The 19,302-nt window shown below is 67.3% G+C and carries 13 protein-coding genes and 2 tRNA genes; 14 read left to right on the forward strand and 1 reads right to left on the reverse strand.

Annotated features, from left to right (window positions below; all coding sequences use genetic code 11):
• The first annotated feature begins 5 nt into the window (after positions 1-5).
• From ABIA71_RS00710 to ABIA71_RS00725, 4 genes are all read left to right on the forward strand, one after another.
• Positions 6-476 carry a pilus assembly PilX family protein gene (locus ABIA71_RS00710; RefSeq protein ID WP_354282326.1) on the forward strand — a complete coding sequence of 157 codons (471 nt, stop codon included), beginning with the start codon at positions 6-8 and terminating at the stop codon, positions 474-476.
• Complete coding sequence (locus tag ABIA71_RS00715; RefSeq protein ID WP_354282328.1) at positions 473-5,158, forward strand: pilus assembly protein; 4,686 nt, start codon at positions 473-475, stop codon at positions 5,156-5,158. Before ABIA71_RS00710 ends, ABIA71_RS00715 begins: the two co-directional genes overlap by 4 nt.
• 23 nt (positions 5,159-5,181) lie before the next feature.
• Entirely contained in the window at positions 5,182-5,601 is a 420-nt protein-coding gene (locus tag ABIA71_RS00720; protein ID WP_354282330.1) for a type IV pilin protein, read from the forward strand.
• Positions 5,602-5,666: 65 nt separating this feature from the next.
• Positions 5,667-5,743 (forward strand) — tRNA-Asn (locus ABIA71_RS00725).
• A gap of 42 nt (positions 5,744-5,785) precedes the next feature.
• Here the strand turns inward: ABIA71_RS00725 and ABIA71_RS00730 are convergent.
• Positions 5,786-6,265 carry a GspH/FimT family pseudopilin gene (locus ABIA71_RS00730; RefSeq protein ID WP_354282332.1) on the reverse strand — a complete coding sequence of 160 codons (480 nt, stop codon included), beginning with the start codon at positions 6,263-6,265 and terminating at the stop codon, positions 5,786-5,788.
• A gap of 209 nt (positions 6,266-6,474) precedes the next feature.
• Here ABIA71_RS00730 and uvrB point away from each other — a divergent pair, with 209 nt between their 5' ends.
• The 10 genes from uvrB (at position 6,475) to uvrC (ending at position 19,299) form a co-directional block, all read left to right on the forward strand.
• Positions 6,475-8,499 carry an excinuclease ABC subunit UvrB gene (gene uvrB, locus ABIA71_RS00735; protein WP_354282334.1) on the forward strand — a complete coding sequence of 675 codons (2,025 nt, stop codon included), beginning with the start codon at positions 6,475-6,477 and terminating at the stop codon, positions 8,497-8,499.
• A gap of 107 nt (positions 8,500-8,606) precedes the next feature.
• Positions 8,607-8,681, forward strand: a tRNA-Val gene (locus ABIA71_RS00740).
• Between the two features lie 190 nt (positions 8,682-8,871).
• Positions 8,872-11,274: a DNA internalization-related competence protein ComEC/Rec2 gene (locus ABIA71_RS00745; RefSeq protein ID WP_502960560.1), complete on the forward strand. Its 2,403-nt coding sequence runs from the start codon at positions 8,872-8,874 to the stop codon at positions 11,272-11,274.
• A gap of 3 nt (positions 11,275-11,277) precedes the next feature.
• Positions 11,278-11,949 (forward strand): MotA/TolQ/ExbB proton channel family protein, encoded by a 672-nt coding sequence (locus tag ABIA71_RS00750; RefSeq protein WP_354282336.1) that lies wholly within the window; start codon positions 11,278-11,280, stop codon positions 11,947-11,949.
• A 3-nt stretch (positions 11,950-11,952) separates the two neighbouring features.
• Positions 11,953-12,375: an ExbD/TolR family protein gene (locus tag ABIA71_RS00755; protein ID WP_038689239.1), complete on the forward strand. Its 423-nt coding sequence runs from the start codon at positions 11,953-11,955 to the stop codon at positions 12,373-12,375.
• Positions 12,372-14,120: a lipid A export permease/ATP-binding protein MsbA gene (gene msbA / locus ABIA71_RS00760; RefSeq protein WP_354282338.1), complete on the forward strand. Its 1,749-nt coding sequence runs from the start codon at positions 12,372-12,374 to the stop codon at positions 14,118-14,120. Before ABIA71_RS00755 ends, msbA begins: the two co-directional genes overlap by 4 nt.
• On the forward strand, positions 14,120-15,142 hold the full coding sequence (lpxK, locus tag ABIA71_RS00765) for a tetraacyldisaccharide 4'-kinase (RefSeq protein ID WP_354282340.1): 1,023 nt from the start codon (positions 14,120-14,122) through the stop codon (positions 15,140-15,142). The genes msbA and lpxK overlap by 1 nt, the downstream gene beginning before the upstream one ends.
• A 49-nt stretch (positions 15,143-15,191) precedes the next feature.
• Positions 15,192-15,965, forward strand: coding sequence for a 3-deoxy-manno-octulosonate cytidylyltransferase (kdsB, locus tag ABIA71_RS00770; protein WP_354282342.1), 774 nt, complete (start codon positions 15,192-15,194; stop codon positions 15,963-15,965).
• 74 nt (positions 15,966-16,039) lie between these two features.
• Complete coding sequence (locus ABIA71_RS00775) at positions 16,040-17,455, forward strand: hypothetical protein (protein WP_354282344.1); 1,416 nt, start codon at positions 16,040-16,042, stop codon at positions 17,453-17,455.
• Positions 17,452-19,299, forward strand: a complete 1,848-nt coding sequence (uvrC, locus tag ABIA71_RS00780) for an excinuclease ABC subunit UvrC (protein WP_354282346.1) — start codon at positions 17,452-17,454, stop codon at positions 19,297-19,299. Before ABIA71_RS00775 ends, uvrC begins: the two co-directional genes overlap by 4 nt.
• The last annotated feature ends 3 nt before the right edge of the window (positions 19,300-19,302 follow it).

Below are 19,302 nucleotides of genomic sequence, written 5' to 3' on the forward strand. Positions count from 1 at the left end.
TTCAAATGCCCCGCCACTCTTTCCCACGCGCACAGCGCGGCGCGGTGCTGTATGTCGCGTTGATCATGCTCATTCTGCTGGCCCTGATCGGTATCGCGGGCATGCAGGTGACCGGCATGCAGGAGCGCATGGCAGCCAACTACCTGCGTACCAACCAGGCGTTCCAGAACGCCGAGTCGGATGCGCGCGGGGTCGAGAGCGCCATCGAAACCAAACTGGCGGACGGCGGCATCTTCGTGGCCAACCAGGAAGTGTGCAGCCCCACCTACGACCCGCTGACCTGGGCCGATGGCGTGAAGACCGCTTCGGCCAGCTACACCCGGCGCGTGGACAAGTGCTTCGCCGCCTCGAGCCGTCGGGTGGGGGTCAAGCAGAACGAAGAAACCGGCAACATCTACCAGGTCACGGCACTTGCCAGTGACAACCCAACCAATGCGTCGGCCAGCGCCGTCATCGATACGGTCTTCATCCCATGAGCACCCAGCGTCGTTTCCTCCGCATGACTCCCGCCACCTGGCTGCGCGCGGGCAGCGCTGTCGTGGTCCTGACGGCCATCGTTGCGCTGGTGATGCCGCTGCGCGCAGCACTAGGCGACTACGATATCGCCCAGGAGCCGCTGTATACCAAGGTGACCCAGCCGCCGCTGATGATGATGGTGATGTCGCGCGACGAGCAGTTGTTCAACAAGGCCTACAGCGACTACAGCGACCTCGACGACGTTGGCGTGCTCAATACCACCTATACCGACACCTTCGAGTACGGTGGCTACTTCGATTCCAATCTGTGCTACACCAGCAGCGGCCCGGGTCCCGACGGCGTCTTCAAGGCGTCGGCAAAGGCAACCGGCACCAATGAACATACGTGCTCGGCCAGCTGGTCGGGCAACTTCCTGAACTGGGTCACGATGAGTCGCCTCGATGTGATGCGCGGCGTGCTGTACGGCGGGCTGCGCATCGTCGATGACGTTGATCGGACCGTGATCGAGCGCGCGCAGATTCCCAACGACCTGCATGCGTGGGTGAAGGTGTACACCGGCGGCGACATCAGCAGCTTCACGCCGCTGTCCGGCGCGCAGTCGTTCTGCAACGCCACGGTGGCTGCTGGCGGCGTGCCCCAGATGATGGTGGCGGCCGGCCAATACACCGAGTGGGCATCGACCGCACTCAACCAGTGCGGTGTGGCCCGTACCGACGACGGGAAGGCAGATTCGCCGCAGAGCGCTACGCGCTACACCGTGCGGGTCGAGGTATGTTCGCCGGCCGCCAATGCCGTCCGTGAGAGTTACTGCCGCAAGTACAACGATGGCGTTGCCGACCGATACAAACCAGTGGGCGTGCTGCAGAACTTCGGCGAAAGCGGCCGCCTCCGCTTTGGTCTGATTTCTGGCACCTACGCGAATCCGCGCGACGGCGGCGCACTCCGTCGCAACATCGGCAAGCTGGCCGGCAATGGCACCACCACCTGTGCAGCCGGCGATGAAGTAGATCTGTCGACGGGCCAGTTCTGTTACCTCAAGCCCAACGCGGTGAAGGATGGCGAAGGCATCATCAACACGATTTCCACGCTCCGCATCGATCAATGGAACTGGAAGGACAAGTGGAATGACTGCGGCGACTACAGCATTCTCAACCGCCAGGGCAGCAAGACCCTGATCGATCCTGGTACCGGCAGCTACAAGTGCAGCGCCTGGGGCAACCCGCTGGCCGAGATGTATGCTGAGGCGCTGCGCTATGTAGGCAAGAGCGCGAAAGTCTATGGCGATGCAAATGATCTGAGCGGCCTGCCCAAGGGCATCGCGTGGAAGGACCCCTATCGTGCCCCGGTGGACGGCGGCAATTCGTACTGCGCCAACTGCAGCATCCTGGTGCTGTCGTCGGGCCTGCCGTCGTTTGACAGCGACAACATCGGCAGCCTGCCTGCGTCGATCAACGCCGCCACGGCCACCGACGCCATCGGCACCGCCGAAGGTATCGCGGGCAAGTCCTGGATGGTCGGCCGCGTCGGCGCTACGCCGCGTAACACCTCCCTCAACACGCATGAAGACATCTGCCAGGGCCAGACGGTCGGCAGCCTCAGTCTCGCGCGCGGTATCTGCCCCGACATTCCATCGATGGAGGGCAGTTACCTCATCGCTGGCATGGCCAAGGCGGCTGCGTCCACGGACCTGCGCGCCGGCAATATCCCGGGCAAGCCGGCCGATCACAAGGTGACCGCGACGACCTACACCGTTGCCATGGCCGAGAACCTGCCCAAATTCGACATCAAGGTCGGTGGCAAGACCATCAGCTTGGCGCCGTTGTGCCAGGCCAACAATACCGGATGGGCGTCGCGTACGGACGCTGACTGGCGCAGTTGCTTCCTGGGCTCGGTAGGCATTGGAGCCAAGACGTCCAGTACGGCCACTGGCAGCAACGTCTATGGCCGTCCCTATACGAATGATGCCACCGCCGGTAGTTTCTCGCTGGTGTGGGAAGATTCGCTGTGGGGCAACGATCACGACAACGACGTGGTGGCCATGCTGAGCTACTGTGTTGGCGAGGCCTGCAATACGGTGCCGGCCGGTACTAACAGCATGTGCTGGCGTGCCGATGCCACGCGCAGCGTGGTAGCCAATACCAACACCACCCTGTGCAATTCGGCGGTGTCCGGTGGCGTGACGCGGGGTACCACCCTGAAAGCAAAGGTGGCCGCTGACGAGGTTCTCATCCGCATCGAGAACCTGTCGGCGTTCGCAGGCAATGCCATGTTGACCGGCTACACCATTTCGGGCTCGAACGCCGCTGCTACGGTGCAGCGACTGGCGCTTCGCCCGGGTGATCGTCCCAATGGCAGCAACCGCAACGGTTCGGTGCTGAACCAGACCAATGATTTCCATGCCGAGTGGGATCGTCCTGTCGTCGTGAAGTACAAGGCCTCGGCCAATGCCGCTGCCGGACAGCTGGAGAGCCCGCTGTGGTACGCCGCCAAGTACGGCGTGGCGCCGGGCAAGAAGTGGGACAGCAAGAAGGCCGGCGTGCCGGACAACTACTTCCTGGCCCGCAACCCGACCAAGTTGAAGGAAGCGCTGGAGGCGATCTTCAACAGCGTCGCCGAGGGCGATGCCCCCGTGGGCGGTAGTGGCGCAGGCGCGCGTATCAGTACCGGCTCCTTCACGGTGTCCTCCCACTTCAATGTGCCGCAGGGATCGTATGACTGGACCGGTGATGTAATTGCCACCCAGGTCAATCTCGATGGCACCGATGGCGCGGAGCTGTGGCGTGCGTCCAGTCGCATCGGCAGTTCCACCCGCCGCATCTACATGGCGACGTCACCGACGTCCACTGCGACCAATGGCACGGTTACCGCGGCTGCGGTGGCCGAGTTCCAGGCCAGCAACCTGGTAGGGAACAATGATGTAGCCAAGTTGCGGACACTCGGCTTCAGTGCCTCGACGCCGGTCTGGTTCGACAACAAGTCTCTGACCAGCCTGGTGAGCTACCTGCGTGGCACGGCGGTCAGTGGGCTGCGCGCGCGCAGCACGGCGCTGGGCGACATCGTCAACTCGACCACCGAGATCGTGTCCAACCGCGACGATTACGGCTACACGAACTGGTCCACCTCCACCGCCAGTTGGAAGCTGACCCTCGGCAAGGCCTATGAGACCTTCCTGACCGCCAAGCGAGCCTCCAGTGGCCCGCCCACGATGGTGTACGTGGGCGCCAACGACGGCATGCTGCATGGATTCAACGGATCCACCAGCACGTCTGCCGGCAATGAGGAGTTCGCCTTCATCCCGTCTGCGTCGCTGCAGCACATGGCCGAACTGGCCAACCCGAAGTACGGTCATCGCTACTATGTCGATGGGCCGTTGAGCTCTTCGGACGTTTACTACGGCACCGGCTGGCATAGTGTGCTGGTCGGCACCACCGGTGCCGGCGGGTCCAGCCAGGCGCCCAATGCCAGTTCGGTGGGCAACGGCTCGGTGTTCGCGCTGGATGTGGGCGATCCGACCCGCTTCGACGCGAGCAAGGTGCTGTGGGAAGTGTCTGGCAAGACCGAATCGGATCTTGGCTTCGTCCTTGGCAAGCCGACCATCGTACCGGTGCCGGGCGCTACGCCCACCGATGCACCGCGCTTCGTGGCCCTGTTCGGCAACGGCATCAATTCCACCAGTGGCAAGGCCGCGCTGTTCGTGGTCGATATCCAGACCGGCAAGGTGCTCAAGCGTCTCTCGCCGAGCGGGGCCGCCTATGCCAACCGCAACGGCCTGATCAACATTGCGCCGGTGGCGGTGAAGAACAACGATGGCATCACCGACACCGTCTACGGCGGTGACATGCTGGGCAACCTCTGGAAGTTCGATCTTTCCGATGGCAACCCCAACAACTGGAACGTGGCGCTCAACGGTGCACCGCTGTTCACGGCCGTGCGCGACAACGCTGTGCAGCCGATCATGAGCGGCATCGAAGTGGCCGCTGGTCCGGGCGGCGGCGTCAGCCTGTTCTTCGGTACCGGCCAGTATTTCGCCGCCGATGACAACCAGGTCAGCAGCCGCTCGCCGGTGCAGTCGCTGTATGGGGTATGGGACAACCTGACCAGCTCCGCGGGCGGGCGCGGCAACCTGGTGGCGCAGTCGGTCACCGATGGCACCTCCGCTGCCGGCTATGACATCCGCGATGTCAGTCGCAACGGGGTGGACTACACCACAAAGCGTGGCTGGTACGTGGACCTGGTGATCGGCAGTGGTATCGACGGAGAGCGCTTCGTCGGCAACCCCAATATCCAGAACGGCTCGGTGTTCTTCACGACCTACATTCCCGGCACGGCCATCTGCGGTAGCGGCGGCGGCATCAACTGGCTCTACGGCCTGAGCCTGCTCAACGGTGGTGGTGCGATGACCGGATTGAGTCCCTCTGTCGGCGGCGATCCCCTGTGCACGGGCAACTGCGGTGGGGTGGCGTTGACCAAGGGCGGCGATCGCAGCCAGGGCCCGCCCGTGAAGGACACCAGCATCTTCGTGCCCAAGCTGAAGGCGTGCGATCCGCTCAAGGACTCCAGCTGCACCGTGGACAAGCTGATCCAGGCCGAGCAGTGCACCTTCGTGCTGCGCGCGCCGGGCGCTGATGGCCTTTACATGCCGCGGCCGTGTGGTCGCCAGTCCTGGCGCCAGATCCGATGATTACTTTCGTGCCGAGGAACGACATGCATACTTCGCCCGCCCGCTCGCGCGTCCGTGGTTTCACCTTGATCGAGCTGATGATCGCGGTGGCCGTGGTTGCCATTCTTGCGGCGATCTCGATGCCGGCCTATCAGGAATACGTGCGCAAGTCGCGGCGTGCCCAGGCAAAGGCCGATCTGGTCGAATTGGCCCAGATACTCGAGCGGCACCACACGGTGCAGAACACGTACGCGGGCGCCACCTTGCCGTTCAGTCAGTCCCCACGCGAAGGCACATCGCAGTACACGGTGAGCCTGAGTGGCACCACCAACGCGACCTCGTTCACGTTGCAGGCCGTGCCTACCTCAGGTGGCGCGCAGGCCAAGGACAAATGCGGCACGCTGACCCTGGACCAGGCAGGGCGGAAGACCCCGGTGGAAAGCAAAGTGGCGGGTTGCTGGTAATCGCCATCCGCCGGTGACAGGGGGCTTGCGTTGTCCTCGGTAAACTGGATAGAATTCGCACCCCCGCCCGAATAGCTCAGCCGGTTAGAGCACTTGACTGTTAATCAGGGGGTCGTTGGTTCGAGTCCAACTTCGGGCGCCAAAATACTGCAGAGGTCGCGAGAAATCGCGGCCTTTGTCGTTTTCAGTTTCCGCTGCACGAGGCAGGGCCGCTCGGCCGCTGGCTACGTACCCGACCCGGCACGCTGACCACCACTTCACTGTGCAGGGCAGGGCCCATGCAGATCTGGATGGTGAGGTTGTTGACCCGGGTGCGGCCGTCCGCGCGGAATTCCACGCGATCCCGGTTGCCAGCGGCCTGTAGTGCGACGCGCGAGCGCTGCTCGACCAGAAGAAGCTCGATGGGCGTGCCGTCGGGTGCTGAAGGAGGCGCTGCCACGTATAGCAGCCAGCCGTGGCTCCAGTCGCCTCCGCATGTGCTGCCGTCGCTGCTTGGGCAGACGCCAATGACGCGTCGTTGGGTGATCGCGGTACTCCGCGCGGTCGACAACACCGAGACCAGTTGCCCCCGCAGGGTTTCCGCACGCAGGCGTGCCAACGTCTCCCGGAGGGACGGCAGGGCGATGGCGCAGAGTATCGCCAGGATCAGCACGACGATCAGCACTTCCGGTAGTCCAGCGCCGGCCTGCTGTGGCGCCAGCCGGGGGGATAGGGGCACGGTGGGACTCCAGGCGCGGCGGAAGGGAGCTACAGGGTGGCGGCCCAGACCGTCCGGCGCTGTCGCCGCGGCCCCCGCCTGCCCCTCAGCCTTCCCCTCAGCCGGCCGTCACTATTGCCCCCGGTATACTGGTAGGCCCCGGATATGGCGGCACCATGAGCGATCGCTTCGAACTTGTCTCCCCGTACTCGCCGGCCGGCGACCAGCCCGCGGCGATCGAGAAGCTGACGGCCAACTTCGAGGCGGGCATCGCCAAGCAGACCCTGCTCGGCGTGACCGGCTCGGGCAAGACGTACACCATCGCCAACGTGATCCAGAACGTCCAGAAGCCGACGCTGATCATGGCGCCGAACAAGACGCTGGCCGCGCAGCTGTACGGTGAGTTCAAGTCGTTCTTCCCGAACAACGCGGTCGAGTACTTCGTCAGCTACTACGATTACTATCAGCCCGAGGCCTACGTGGCCGCGTCGGACACCTTCATCGAGAAGGACAGTTCGATCAACGAGCACATCGAGCAGATGCGCTTGGCTGCGACCAAGACCCTGCTGTCACGCCCGGACGCGATCGTGGTGGCCACGGTGTCGGCGATCTACGGCTTGGGCGCGCCGGAAGACTACCTGTCGCTGCGCCTGATCCTGTCCACCGGCGAGCGCATCGAGCAGCGCGACCTGATCAACCATCTGACCTCGCTGCAGTTCACCCGCAACGAGTACGAGCTGCAGCGCGGTACCTTCCGCGTGCGGGGTGAAGTCATCGACGTGTTCCCGGCCGAGTCGGACAGCGAGGCGGTACGCATCGAGCTGTTCGACGGGGTGGTCGAGCAGATCAGCATGTTCGACCCGCTCACCGGCGAAAGCCTGCGCAAGCTGATGCGCTACACGCTGTACCCCAAGACCCACTATGCGACCACCCGCGAGCGCGTGCTGGCGGCGGTGGAAACCATCAAGGCCGAGCTCAAGCCGCGCCTGGAGCAGCTGTACGAACAGAACAAGCTGGTGGAAGCGCAGCGCCTGGCGCAGCGCACCCAGTTCGATCTGGAAATGATGGCCGAGGTCGGCTTCTGCAACGGCATCGAAAACTACTCGCGCCACCTCACCGGCAAGGCCCCGGGCGAGCCGCCACCGACCCTGTTCGACTACCTGCCGCCCGACGCGCTGCTGGTGATCGACGAGTCGCACGTGACCATTCCGCAGATCGGCGCGATGTTCAAGGGCGACCGCTCGCGCAAGGAAACCCTGGTGGAGTTCGGCTTCCGCCTGCCGTCGGCGCTGGACAACCGCCCGCTGCGTTTCGAGGAGTGGGAGGCGCGCTGCCCGCGCAGCATCTATGTGTCGGCCACGCCCGGCCCGTACGAGCTGCGCGAAGCCGGCGATGAGATCACCGAACTGGTGGTTCGCCCGACCGGCCTGATCGACCCGGTGGTGGAGATCCGCCCCGTGGGCACCCAGGTCGACGACCTGATGAGCGAGGTCAACGAGCGGATCAAGCTCGGCGATCGGGTGCTGGTCACGACGCTGACCAAGCGCATGGCGGAGAATCTCACCGACTACCTCACCGAACACGGCATCCGCGTGCGCTACCTGCATTCGGACATCGACACGGTGGAGCGGGTGGAGATCATCCGCGACCTGCGCCTGGGCAAGTTCGACGTGCTGGTGGGCATCAACCTGCTGCGCGAAGGCCTGGACATGCCCGAAGTGTCGCTGGTGGCGATTCTGGACGCGGACAAGGAAGGGTTCCTGCGGTCCACCGGTTCGCTGATCCAGACCATTGGCCGGGCAGCGCGCAACCTGCGTGGCAAGGCGATCCTGTACGCCGACAAGATCACGCGCTCGATGCAGGCGGCAATCGACGAAACCGACCGTCGTCGCGCCAAGCAGGTCGAATACAACCAGCTGCACGGTATTACACCCAAATCGGTGCTGCGGCCGATCACCGATGTTCTCGAAGGCGCACGGTCGGATGCGGCCGAGAAGGAGTCGCGCGGCAAGGGCAAGGGGCGCGGTGGCAAGGTGGCCGAAGAGGCGGTGGATTACCGCACGCTGGGGCCGGCGCAGATCGCCAAGCGGCTGCAGGCGCTGGAGCAGAAGATGTACCAGCACGCCCGCGACCTCGAATTCGAGGATGCCGCGCACGTCCGCGACCAGATCCGGCAGCTGAAGGAGGCCAGCCTGGGCTGAACAGCGCGTTGTGAAATACCTTCACAAAAGTGTTGCGCTTGTCGGGGGACGTCCGTAATATACGCGGCCTGCACCGACGCATTCGCAACGGCGCAGACGCAAGAAACGGGCGGTTAGCTCAGCGGTAGAGCACTACCTTGACATGGTAGGGGTCACAGGTTCGAACCCTGTACCGCCCACCACTCCAGTCGCAGAGACTGCAGTGGCACCCACAGAAAAGCCGGCCATCAGGTCGGCTTTTTCGTTTGTGCCGGCGTTGGCCGGGTCGCCATGGCGGCACCCGCGACATTCACCGACATCCGGGCAACGACCTGCCCGATAGCGCAGGTACCCGGCCCGGCCCAACATCGGGTTTTGTGCCCGGAGCGTTGCATGGTCATCGCGGCAGGCCGTGCCGGTGCGCCAGCGGCGGTTCCGCTTCCCCTGTTCGGCAAGGCGTGCGCTGCAGCGCTGCTGTGTGGCGTGTGCGGCATCGTGTTTGCGCCGCAGTTGCTGCCGCGCGGGATGGGGGCGGCGGCGCTCTGCGTGGGTCTGCTGGTGTGGTGCTGCCCGTCGCGATGGCGTTGGCTGGGCGCGGCGCTGCTCGGGGCGGGCTGCGCCTGCCTGCACGGGCATGTGGCGCTTGCGCGGCAGCTGCCGGCCACGGCAACGGCGGTCGATCACCTGCTGCAGGGCAGGGTGATCAGCCTGCCCGACCACGGCGGGCGCAGCAGCCGATTCCTGTTTCGCGTTGACGACGACGCGGCGCTGCCGGTTGATGTGCGCGGCCGCGTGTTCGCGATGGGATGGCATGCCCAACCCGACGGCAACGACGATCCGCGCAGACGCGTGCGGGCAGGTGAGCGCTGGAGCCTGCATGCACGCCTGCGTCCGCCACGGGGGCTGCGCAATCCCGGTGGCTTCGATGCGGAACGCCATGCCCTGTTGCAGGGGGTGGCAGGGTCGGGGCAGGTTCGTGAACCGGCCCGGGCACGTTTGTTGGCGTCCCCCAGCGGGGTCGTCGCCTGGCGTGAACGCATGGCGGCGGCTGTCGCTGCCCAGGTGACCGGGGGCGGCACGCGCTTCGTGCAGGCCCTTGCACTGGGCGACACCCGCGCGCTCACCCAAGGCGACTGGGACGACCTGCGCGCACTGGGGCTGACCCATCTCATCGCGATCTCCGGCTTCCACGTCGGCCTGGTCGCCGGGTTTGCAGCCTGGCTGGCCGGCTGCGTCTGGCGCGTGTGGCCGCCGCTGGGACGGTACTGGCCTCGCCCGCTGGGGATGGCGGTTGCTGCGGTGTCGGGCGCAGCGCTGTATGCGGCGGTCGCAGGCTTCGCGCTGCCGACGGTGCGCACCGTCTTGATGATTGCCGTGTTGGCCGCCGCCCGTTGCAGCCGGCGCCGGGTGACTGTCGGCCAGGCCCTCGCACTGGCCGCCCTGGTGGTGTTGCTGGTGGATCCGCTGGCGGTGCTGGCGCCCGGCTTCTGGCTCAGCTTCGCCGGGGTGCTGTGGCTGGTGTGGTGCCTGCCGGGGCGCGACCCGCGTTGGCTGCGCACCTTCCTGGCGGCGCAGGGCGTGGCCACGCTGGCGCTGCTGCCGCTCACCGTGGCGTTGTTCGGCCAGGCATCGCGTGCCGGTCCGCTGGTCAACCTGCTGGCCATTCCCTGGTGGAGTCTGGTGGTGGTGCCGCTGGCGCTGCTGGGTACGGCACTGGAAGCGGTGGTAGAGGGGGCGGGTCGCTGGCCCTGGCAGCTGGCCGCATGGGGTTTCGAGGGCAGCTGGTGGCTGCTCGGCTATGCGGCACGCAGCCCGCTGGCGCTGTGGTGGCTGCCGCAGGCCCGCGACGCGGCGCTGTTGGTGGCGTTGCTCGGGGTTGGCTGGCTGCTGCTGCCGCGCGGCAGCGGTGGTCGGCTGCCGGCGGTCGTGCTGTGCCTGCCGTTGCTGTGGCCGGCCCAGTCGCGGCCCGGCGAGGGTGAGGTGGAGCTGCTGGTGATGGACGTGGGGCAGGGCATGGCGATATGGGTGCGGACCCGCACCCACCGGTTGCTGTACGACACCGGCCCTGCGGCGGCGGGCGGGTTTGATGCCGGCGAGCGGATCGTCGTCCCCACCCTGCACGCGCTGGGCGAGGGGCGGCTGGATCGCCTCGTGCTCAGTCACGCCGACCGCGACCACGCGGGCGGGGTTGCGGCGGTCAGGCGCGGCTTCCCGCAGACACCGTTGCTGGCACCGCAGGGAGCGCTGCCGGGTATCGATGCGCCCTGCCATGCCGGGCAATCCTGGCGCTGGGACGGGGTCGACTTCCAGGTTCTGCATCCCCGGCCAGGCACCCCGTACCAGGGCAACGAAAGCAGCTGCGTGCTGCGTATCGTGACCGCGCATGGCGTGATCCTGCTGGCCGGCGATATCGGCGCGCGCAGCGAGGCGCAGCTGCTGCAGGCACCGCCCGCGCTGCGGGCCGAGCTGGTGGTGGTGCCGCATCATGGCAGTGACGGCTCGTCCAGCGCCCCTTGGGTTGCCGCGGTGGCGCCCAGGCTGGCGATCGTCTCGGCCGGGCATGGCAACCGGTTCCGGCACCCGCGCCCGGCCGTGGTGGCGCGCTGGCAAGGCGTCGGTGCCGAAGTGCTGGGCACCGCCGACAGTGGCGCGCTGCGCGCCTGGCTTGGGCGTGAAGGCCTGCAGGTGCGTGAACAGCGGGTTTTTCAGCCGCGTTGGTGGGATGCCGCGGAGCGGGCGCGGTCGGCTGCTATCCTATCGGCGGTCAAACAAGCGGCTGATGGGCCGGAGGGTTGAAACGTGTGGGAACTGGTCAAGGCCGGTGGCTGGCCGATGGTGCCGCTGCTGCTGTTGGGCGTACTGGCTTTGGCAATTGTCCTGGAGCGTTTCTGGACCTTGCGGCGTAACGAGGTCCTGCCCCCCGGGCTGGGCCAGGAAGTGCGCAACTGGGCCGCGCGCGGCAAGCTCGACCCCAGCCACATCCAGTCGCTGCGCGCCAACTCGCCGCTGGGCGCGCTGCTGGCCGTGGCGCTGGAAGCACGCAACCGCCCGCGCGACCAGATCCGCGAGCGCATCGAGGATGCCGGTCGGCATCTGGTGCACCGCATGGAGCGTTTCCTGAACGCCCTGGGCACGATTGCCTCGGCCGGCCCGCTGCTGGGCCTGCTGGGCACCGTGGTGGGCATGATCCAGATGTTCCTGGGCATCCTCGACCACGGCGTGGGTGATGTGAACCAGCTGGCCGGCGGCATCGGCAAGGCGCTGGTGTGCACCGCCACCGGCATGATCGTGGCGATTCCCGCGCTGATGTTCCATCGCTACTTCAAGGGCCGCATCGGCGGTTACGTGATCGAGATGGAGCAGGAAGCCAGCGCGCTGCTGGACGCACTGGATGGTCGCCCCGGGGTGATGAACAGCGGCGCCCGTGCGCCGACCGCGGCACCGGCCGCGCCCGTCACGGCCAAGGGCTGACGGATGCGCATTCGCAATGACCGGGTCCAGGACGAGCCGCATATCGATCTGGTACCGCTGATCGACGTGATCCTCGTGCTGATCATCTTCTTTGTGGTCACCACCACCTTCGACGCGCGCTCGACCCTGCAGCTGCAGCTGCCGACCGCCAGCCAGCAGGACAACAGCGAGCCGCCGCGTTCGCTCAGCGTGCTGGTCAACGCCGAGGGGCGCTACTTCATCAACGACCAGGAAGTGCTGCGTACCGACGTGGAGGCGGTCAAACAGACCATCGCCGCGGTGGCTGGCAGCGACCGTGAACAGACCGTGCTGCTGCGCGCCGATGCGCGCACGCCTTACCAGGCCGTTGTCACTGCCCAGGATGCCCTGGGCCAGCTCGGCTTCCGCCGCATCGCCATCGCTACTGCGCCGGAGGTGCATCCATGAGTAAACAACACGCCCCGATCTGGCCGATCTACAAGCGCCTGCTCGGCTATACCCGCGCCTACTGGACCTTCATGGTGGCCGCGGTGATCGCCATGGTCGTCGAAGCGCTGGCCGGCTACCACTTCACCAAGCTGATGGAACCGCTGGTCAACCGCGGCTTCGTCAACCCCGAGCCGCGCATGGCGGTGATCCTGCCGCTGACCATCCTCGGCCTGTTCATGATGCGCAGCCTGGCCACGCTGGTCAGCGACTATGCGCTGGCCCGCACCGGCCGCAGCGTGGTGCGCGACCTGCGCGAGCAGGTGCTGGAAAAGTACCTGCACCTGCCGTCCTCGCACTTTGACAGCGAGGCGACCCCGGTGATGGTCAGCCGCCTCAACTACGACACCGAACAGGTGACCCAGGCCAGCGCCGATGCGCTCAAGACACTGGTGGCCGACACCCTGACCATCATCGCGATGCTGGTGGTGATGCTGCAGATGAGCGTCAAGGTCACCGTGGCGATGCTGGTGGTGGTGCCGCTGATCGGTGTGATCGTGTCGTTCGTGGGCAAGCGCTACCGACGTATCAGTCGCGGCATCCAGGACGGCATGGGCAGCATGGCGCAGACCGCCGAACAGTCGCTGGCCGCGCAGCAGGAAGTGAAGGTGCATGGCACCCAGGCGCATGAAATCGCGCGCTATGCCCGCCTGGCCAACCGCATGCTCGGCCTCAACATGAAGGTGGAGACCACCCGTGCGCTGGCGTCCAGCACGGTGCAGTTCCTGGCCGCGCTGGCGTTGGCCGTGATCGTGTGGGTGTCCACCCGCGAAGCCCTGGCCGGCAAGCTCAATGCGGGCCAGTTCATGGGCTTGATGACCTCGATGATGGCCATCATTCCCTCGCTGCGCCGGCTGACCAGCGTGCAGACCTCGATCTCGCGCGGCGTGGCCGCCGCCGAGCGCCTGTTCGGCATCCTCGACCTGCCGGTCGAGCGTGACGAAGGCCTCCAGAAGATCGGCCGTGCGCGTGGCGAGCTCGCCTTCGAGCACGTGATGCTGCGCTACCGTGAAGACACCGGCATTGCCCTGGACGACATCAGTTTCGTGGCCAAGCCGGGCACGGTCACCGCCATCGTCGGGCGTTCCGGCAGTGGCAAGACCAGCCTGATCCGTCTGGTGCCGCGCTTCTACGAACCCAACGGGGGCCGCATTACCCTGGACGGCGTTTCGCTGGAGGACTACCCGCTGGCCGACCTGCGTCGCCAGGTGGCGATGGTGGGGCAGAAGGTGATGCTGTTCGACGACAGCGTGGGCGCCAACATCGCCTACGGCATGGACGCCAGCGAAGAGCAGATCCGCGCCGCCGCCGAAGCGGCCAATGCCTGGGAGTTCATCGAGCGCATGCCGCAGCAGCTGCAGACGCCGGTGGGCGAGAACGGCGCGCTGCTGTCCGGCGGCCAGCGCCAGCGCCTGGCGATCGCACGCGCAATCCTGCGCGATGCACCGATCCTGATCCTGGACGAAGCCACCGCCGCGCTCGACAACGAATCCGAACGCCTGGTCCAGGACGCGTTGCAGCGGCTGATGCCCGAGCGCACCACGCTGGTGATCGCGCACCGCCTGTCCACCATCGAGCACGCCGACCAGGTGCTGGTCATGGACCACGGCCGCATCGTCGAACGGGGCACCCACCAGGAGCTGTTGGCCCTCGGCGGGCTGTATGAGCACCTGCACAAGATGCAGTTCCGCGAAAGGCAGGCCTGATGGCGGCCAAGGGCACCCGGACGCCGTCGTACTGGTATGACGGCAGCGCCATCCCGTTGCCGGCACGGCTGCTTGCGCCGTTGTACGGCGGCGCCATTGCGCTGCGCAGGCTGCTGTATCGGCGGGGCTGGCTGAAACGCCATGCGCTGCCGGTGCCGGTGGTGGTGGTGGGCAATGTCACCGCCGGTGGCACCGGCAAGACCCCGCTGACCATCGCGCTGGTCAAGCGCCTGCGTGACGCGGGCTGGAAGCCCGGCGTGGCCAGTCGCGGTTACGGCCGCGACGAGGCGGGCACGGCACGTTGGGTCGAGGCCACCACGTCCACCGCCATCGGCGGCGACGAGCCGGTGCTGATCGCGTGGAAGACCGGCGTGCCGGTCCGCGTGGATGCCGATCGCGTGGCGGCCGGCAAAGCACTGGTCGACGCCGGCTGCGACATCATCGTCTGCGACGACGGCCTGCAGCACTATCGGCTGGCCCGCGATATCGAGATCGAAGTGGTTGACGCGCAGCGTCGCTACGGCAACGGGCGGATGATTCCGGCCGGCCCATTGCGCGAGCCGGTCAGTCGCGCCAACGACTGCGATTTCCGCGTGGTCAACATGGGCCAGGCCAGCGATGGCGTTGGCGCGCAGCCGGCGTGCGGCTTCGGTGAATGGCCGATGCAGCTGCACATCGACAGCGCCCAACCGCTCAGCGGTGGCCGCCCGCGCACGCTGGCGCATTTCCGTGGCCAGCGCGTGCATGCGGTGGCCGGCATCGCCCACCCACAGCGCTTCTTCGACATGCTGCGCGCGCAGGGTATCGGCGTGGTGCCGCACGCGTTTCCCGATCATCACGCGTACCAGGCCGCCGACCTGCGGTTTGGCAGCGAGCTGCCCGTGTTGATGACCGAAAAGGATGCGGTGAAGTGCAAGGTGTTTGCCAACGAGTGGCATTTCGCCGTGCCGCTGGCGGCCGATCTGCCTGCTGCGTTCTGGGTGAACCTGCTCGACCGCGTCGACAAGCTGGGCAAGCGCTGAGCGTTTCGCGCGCCACGTCGATTCCCCCGTCATTTCCGCGAGTGTCCACATGAGCCAGCCCCTCGATTTCGTCGTTGCCATCCCGGCCCGGTACGCGGCCTCGCGCCTGCCGGGCAAGCCGCTGCGACTGCTCGGTGGCCAGCCGCTGGTGCTGCGTGTGGCCGAGCGCGCGCTGCTGGCCGGCGCCCGCGAGGTGTGGGTGGCCACCGACGACGCGCGCATTGCCGATGCGCTGCAGGGCCTGTCCAGCGTGCGCGTGGCGATGACCTCGGCCGATCACGCCTCCGGCACGGACCGCCTGGCCGAATGTGCCGCGCAGGCGGGCTGGAGCGACGACACGGTGGTGGTGAACCTGCAGGGGGACGAGCCGTTCGCCCCCGCCGAAGGCATTCGCGCGGTGGCCGAGGCGCTGGTCTACAGCGGGGCGGAGATGTCCACCCTGGCCACCCCGGTGGAAGACGCGGAGACGCTGTTCGACCCCAATGCGGTCAAGGTGGTGCGCCGTGAGAACCTGGATGCGCTGTACTTCAGCCGCGCCCCGATTCCGTGGCACCGCGACGCCTTCGCACGCACCCGCGACACCCTGGCGGGGCCGCACTGGCTGCGTCACATCGGCATCTACGGCTATCGTGCCGGCTTCCTGCGCCAATTCGCGGCATTGCCGCCGGGCACGTTGGAGCAGCTGGAGTCGCTGGAGCAGCTGCGCGCGCTGGAAGCGGGCCATCGCATCAGCGTGGCGCTGACCCCGGCCGAGTTCCCGCCGGGCATCGACACCCCGGAAGACCTGGCCCGGGCCGAAGCCTGGCTGGCAGCGCAGGGCTGACCGCCGTGCGCAGGCCGCCGTCGGATTGACGCGGCACGACGATTGCATGACGCCGACTCCGGCATAATCAGGGCATGAACGTACAGCCCGTCCAGGACTTGCCCGAATTCGCCACGTGGCTCAACGCCACGCCGACCACCCTGACCGAACTACGGGGGCGGCCGGTAGTGCTCGCCTTCGTCAACGCCGCCTCGGTGTGGTGCGCGCAGCGGTTGGCCGAGTTGGCGCAATGGCAGTCGCGCAACCCGGGCAAGCTGCAGCTGCTGATCCTGCAGGTGCCTCGCTTCGACTGCGAACGCGACCCCGCGCAGGCGCTCAAGCTGCTGCGCCGGCAGGGCCTGAGTGGCCCGGCGCTGCTCGACGCGGACTGGGACGGCTGGCGCCGCTTCGGCGTGACCGCCTGGCCCACGCTGGTGCTGCTGGACGCCCAAGGGCGTGAGTGTGACCGCCTGGTCGGGTTCGGTGGCGAGCTGGAACGCGCGCTCAACGCACTGTGCGAAGGCGGCGCCCGACCGGTCGACGGTGACATGGCGCTGGCGCGCGAGCTCCATCCCGAGCCGCGGCTGCCGCTGTCCTTCCCGACCGGTCTGGTGGCCACCACCGAACGCCTGTACATCGCCGATACCGGCCATCACCGCGTGCTTGAATGCAGCCACGGCGGGCGCGTGCTGCGCCAGTTCGGGCTGGGCACCGCCGATTTCATGGATGGCGGGCCGGCCGAGGCGGCCTTCAACCGTCCCCAGGGCCTGGCCCTGGAGCGCGAGTCGCTGTACGTGGCCGACACCGGCAACCATGCCCTGCGCCGCATCCACCTGCTGACCGGCCAGGTCGACACGCTGTGCGGCACCGGCCGCCCCGGCGAGCCGATCGAGGGGCCGGTGGCGCAGCCGCGCCAGACCGCGCTCAACCATCCGCAGGGATTGGCGGTGGCCGACAACCAGATCCACATCGCCATGGCCGGCGACAACCGCATCTGGACCTACCACCTGGGCCAGCGCAGCCTGCACTGGCGCGCCGGTTCGGGCGCGATCGACGAGCGCGACGGCAGCGGCCACCTGGCCGCATTCGCGCAGCCGACGTCGCTGGCGGCCGTACAGCAGGTGCTGTACGTCTGCGATGCGCTGGGCTCCTCGATCCGCGCCATGCAGCTGCGCGGCGACCTGGTGCAGACGCTGGTCGGGCAGGGCCCGTGGTCGTTCGGCGAGCAGGATGGCCCGCGTACGATCGCCCAACTGCAGCACCCGCAGGCCATCGCCCTCAGCCCGGACGCGCCGTTGCTGTGGATCGCCGATGCCGGCAATGGCCGCCTGCGCACGCTGCGCCTGGGCGGTGGTGAGTTGAGCACGCTGGAACTGCCGCGCCGCCTGCACGGCCCGGCCGGGCTGGCGCTGGGCGGTGGGGCGGTGTGGATCGCCGAGACCGACGCCCATGCCGTGCTGCGTTTCGACCCTGTCAGTGGCGTATTGAGCGAAGTCCCGATCAGCGAATGACTGTTTCCACCGCACCCGCCTTCGATGGCAAGGCATTCGCGGCCCACCTGAGTACCGCGCCCGGCGTTTACCGCATGTACGCCGCCGACGACAGCCTGCTGTATGTCGGCAAGGCGCGTGCGCTGCGCAACCGGGTGGGCAGCTACTTCAACGGCACGCCCAAGACCACCCGGATCATGTCGATGCTGTCGCAGGTGGCGCGCATGGACGTCACCGTGACCCGCTCGGAAGCCGAAGCGCTGCTGCTGGAAAACCAGCTGATCAAGTCGCTGTCGCCGCGCTACAACGTGTCCCTGCGCGACGACAAGACCTATCCGCACGTGCTGCTCACCCGCGAAGACTGGCCGCGCATCGCGCTGCATCGCGGGCCGCGTGCGGTGCCGGGCCGGTACTACGGTCCCTATCCGGGCGTGACCGCCGTGCGCGACACGCTCAACCTCATGCACAAGCTGTTCAAGCTGCGCAGCTGCGAAGACAGCGTGTTCCGCAACCGCTCGCGGCCCTGCCTGCAGTACCAGATCGGCCGCTGCAGTGCGCCTTGCGTAGATCTGGTAAGTGCGACGGACTATGCCGAATCGGTGCGCCGCGCCTCGCTGTTCCTGGAGGGAAAGAGCGACCTGCTCGCGCGCGAACTGGGCACCCAGATGCAGGCGGCCAGCGATGCGCTGGAGTTCGAGCAGGCGGCACGGCTGCGCGACCTGGTCACCGCGCTGCGCAGCATGCAGACCCGCCAGTACGTGGACGGCCGCGCTGCCGACCTGGACGTGCTGGCCTGCGCCACCCGCGGCGCCAACGCCTGCGTGATGCTGCTGGCCTTCCGTGACGGCCGAAACCTGGGCACGCGGCCGTTCTACCCGCGGACCAACGGCGAAGAGAGCGCCGAGGAGATCCTGGCGGCGTTCGTGTCGCAGTACTACGCCGAGCACTCGCCGCCCCGCGAAATCCTGCTGGACCGCGAAATTCCCGACGCCAGCCTGATCGAGTCCGCGCTCTCGGCCTCGGCCGAGGTCAAGGTGCAGTTGAAATGGAACGTGCGCGGCGAGCGTGCCGGGTATGTCGAACTGGCCAGCCGCAACGCCCAGATCACCCTGGTCAGCGAGCTCACCAGCCGCAGCGCCCAGCATGCGCGCAGCGAAGACCTGCGGCAGATGCTGGGCCTGGCCGAGCAGGTCAAGCGGGTGGAGTGCTTCGATATCAGCCACACCATGGGCGAAGCCACCGTGGCCTCGTGCGTGGTGTTCGATGCCGCCGGCCCGGTACGCAGCCAGTACCGCCGCTTCAACATCAGCGGCATCGAGCCGGGCGACGACTACGCGGCGATGCGTCAGGCGATCGAGCGACGCTTCCGCCGTGCGGTGGAAGAAGACGGCGTGCTGCCGGACCTGCTGCTGATCGACGGTGGCGCCGGCCAGCTCGGCCAGGCCCAGGCGGCGCTGGCCGACCTGGGCGTGGAAGGGGTCATGCTGGTGGGCGTGGCCAAGGGCGTGGAGCGCCGGGCAGGGCACGAGGCCCTGGTGCTGCCCGATGGCCGCGAACTGCGTCCCGGGGCGGCCTCCCCGGCCCTGCAGTTCATCCAGCAGGTGCGTGACGAAGCCCACCGCTTCGCCATCACCGGCCATCGCGGGCGCCGCCAGAAGGCCCGGATGACCAGCAAGCTGGAGGATATCGCCGGCATCGGCCCGCGCCGCCGCGCCAGCCTGCTCAAGCATTTCGGGGGTCTGGTCGGCCTGAAAGCGGCCGGCGAAGCCGAAATCGCGAAAGTCGAAGGCATCAATGACGCCCTCGCTGCACGCATCTACGCTAACCTTCATGGACTGCCCGCGCCCGACGCGGCGGGCGAGTAGAGA

The sequence above is a fragment of the Stenotrophomonas sp. 2619 genome (genome assembly GCF_040548725.1).
Classification (GTDB): Bacteria; Pseudomonadota; Gammaproteobacteria; order Xanthomonadales; family Xanthomonadaceae; genus Stenotrophomonas; species Stenotrophomonas maltophilia_AP.

Bases quoted from the DNA above. Each gene is read 5' to 3' on its own strand.
- ABIA71_RS00715 (WP_354282328.1), top strand. From the start codon at position 473: ATGAGCACCCAGCGTCGTTTCCTCCGCATGACTCCCGCCACCTGGCTG.
- kdsB (WP_354282342.1), top strand. From the start codon at position 15,192: ATGAGCCAGCCCCTCGATTTCGTCGTTGCCATCCCGGCCCGGTACGCG.
- lpxK (WP_354282340.1), top strand. From the start codon at position 14,120: ATGGCGGCCAAGGGCACCCGGACGCCGTCGTACTGGTATGACGGCAGC.
- uvrC (WP_354282346.1), top strand. From the start codon at position 17,452: ATGACTGTTTCCACCGCACCCGCCTTCGATGGCAAGGCATTCGCGGCC.
- ABIA71_RS00710 (WP_354282326.1), top strand. From the start codon at position 6: ATGCCCCGCCACTCTTTCCCACGCGCACAGCGCGGCGCGGTGCTGTAT.
- msbA (WP_354282338.1), top strand. From the start codon at position 12,372: ATGAGTAAACAACACGCCCCGATCTGGCCGATCTACAAGCGCCTGCTC.
- ABIA71_RS00775 (WP_354282344.1), top strand. From the start codon at position 16,040: ATGAACGTACAGCCCGTCCAGGACTTGCCCGAATTCGCCACGTGGCTC.
- ABIA71_RS00720 (WP_354282330.1), top strand. From the start codon at position 5,182: ATGCATACTTCGCCCGCCCGCTCGCGCGTCCGTGGTTTCACCTTGATC.
- ABIA71_RS00745 (WP_502960560.1), top strand. From the start codon at position 8,872: ATGGTCATCGCGGCAGGCCGTGCCGGTGCGCCAGCGGCGGTTCCGCTT.
- uvrB (WP_354282334.1), top strand. From the start codon at position 6,475: ATGAGCGATCGCTTCGAACTTGTCTCCCCGTACTCGCCGGCCGGCGAC.
- ABIA71_RS00755 (WP_038689239.1), top strand. From the start codon at position 11,953: ATGCGCATTCGCAATGACCGGGTCCAGGACGAGCCGCATATCGATCTG.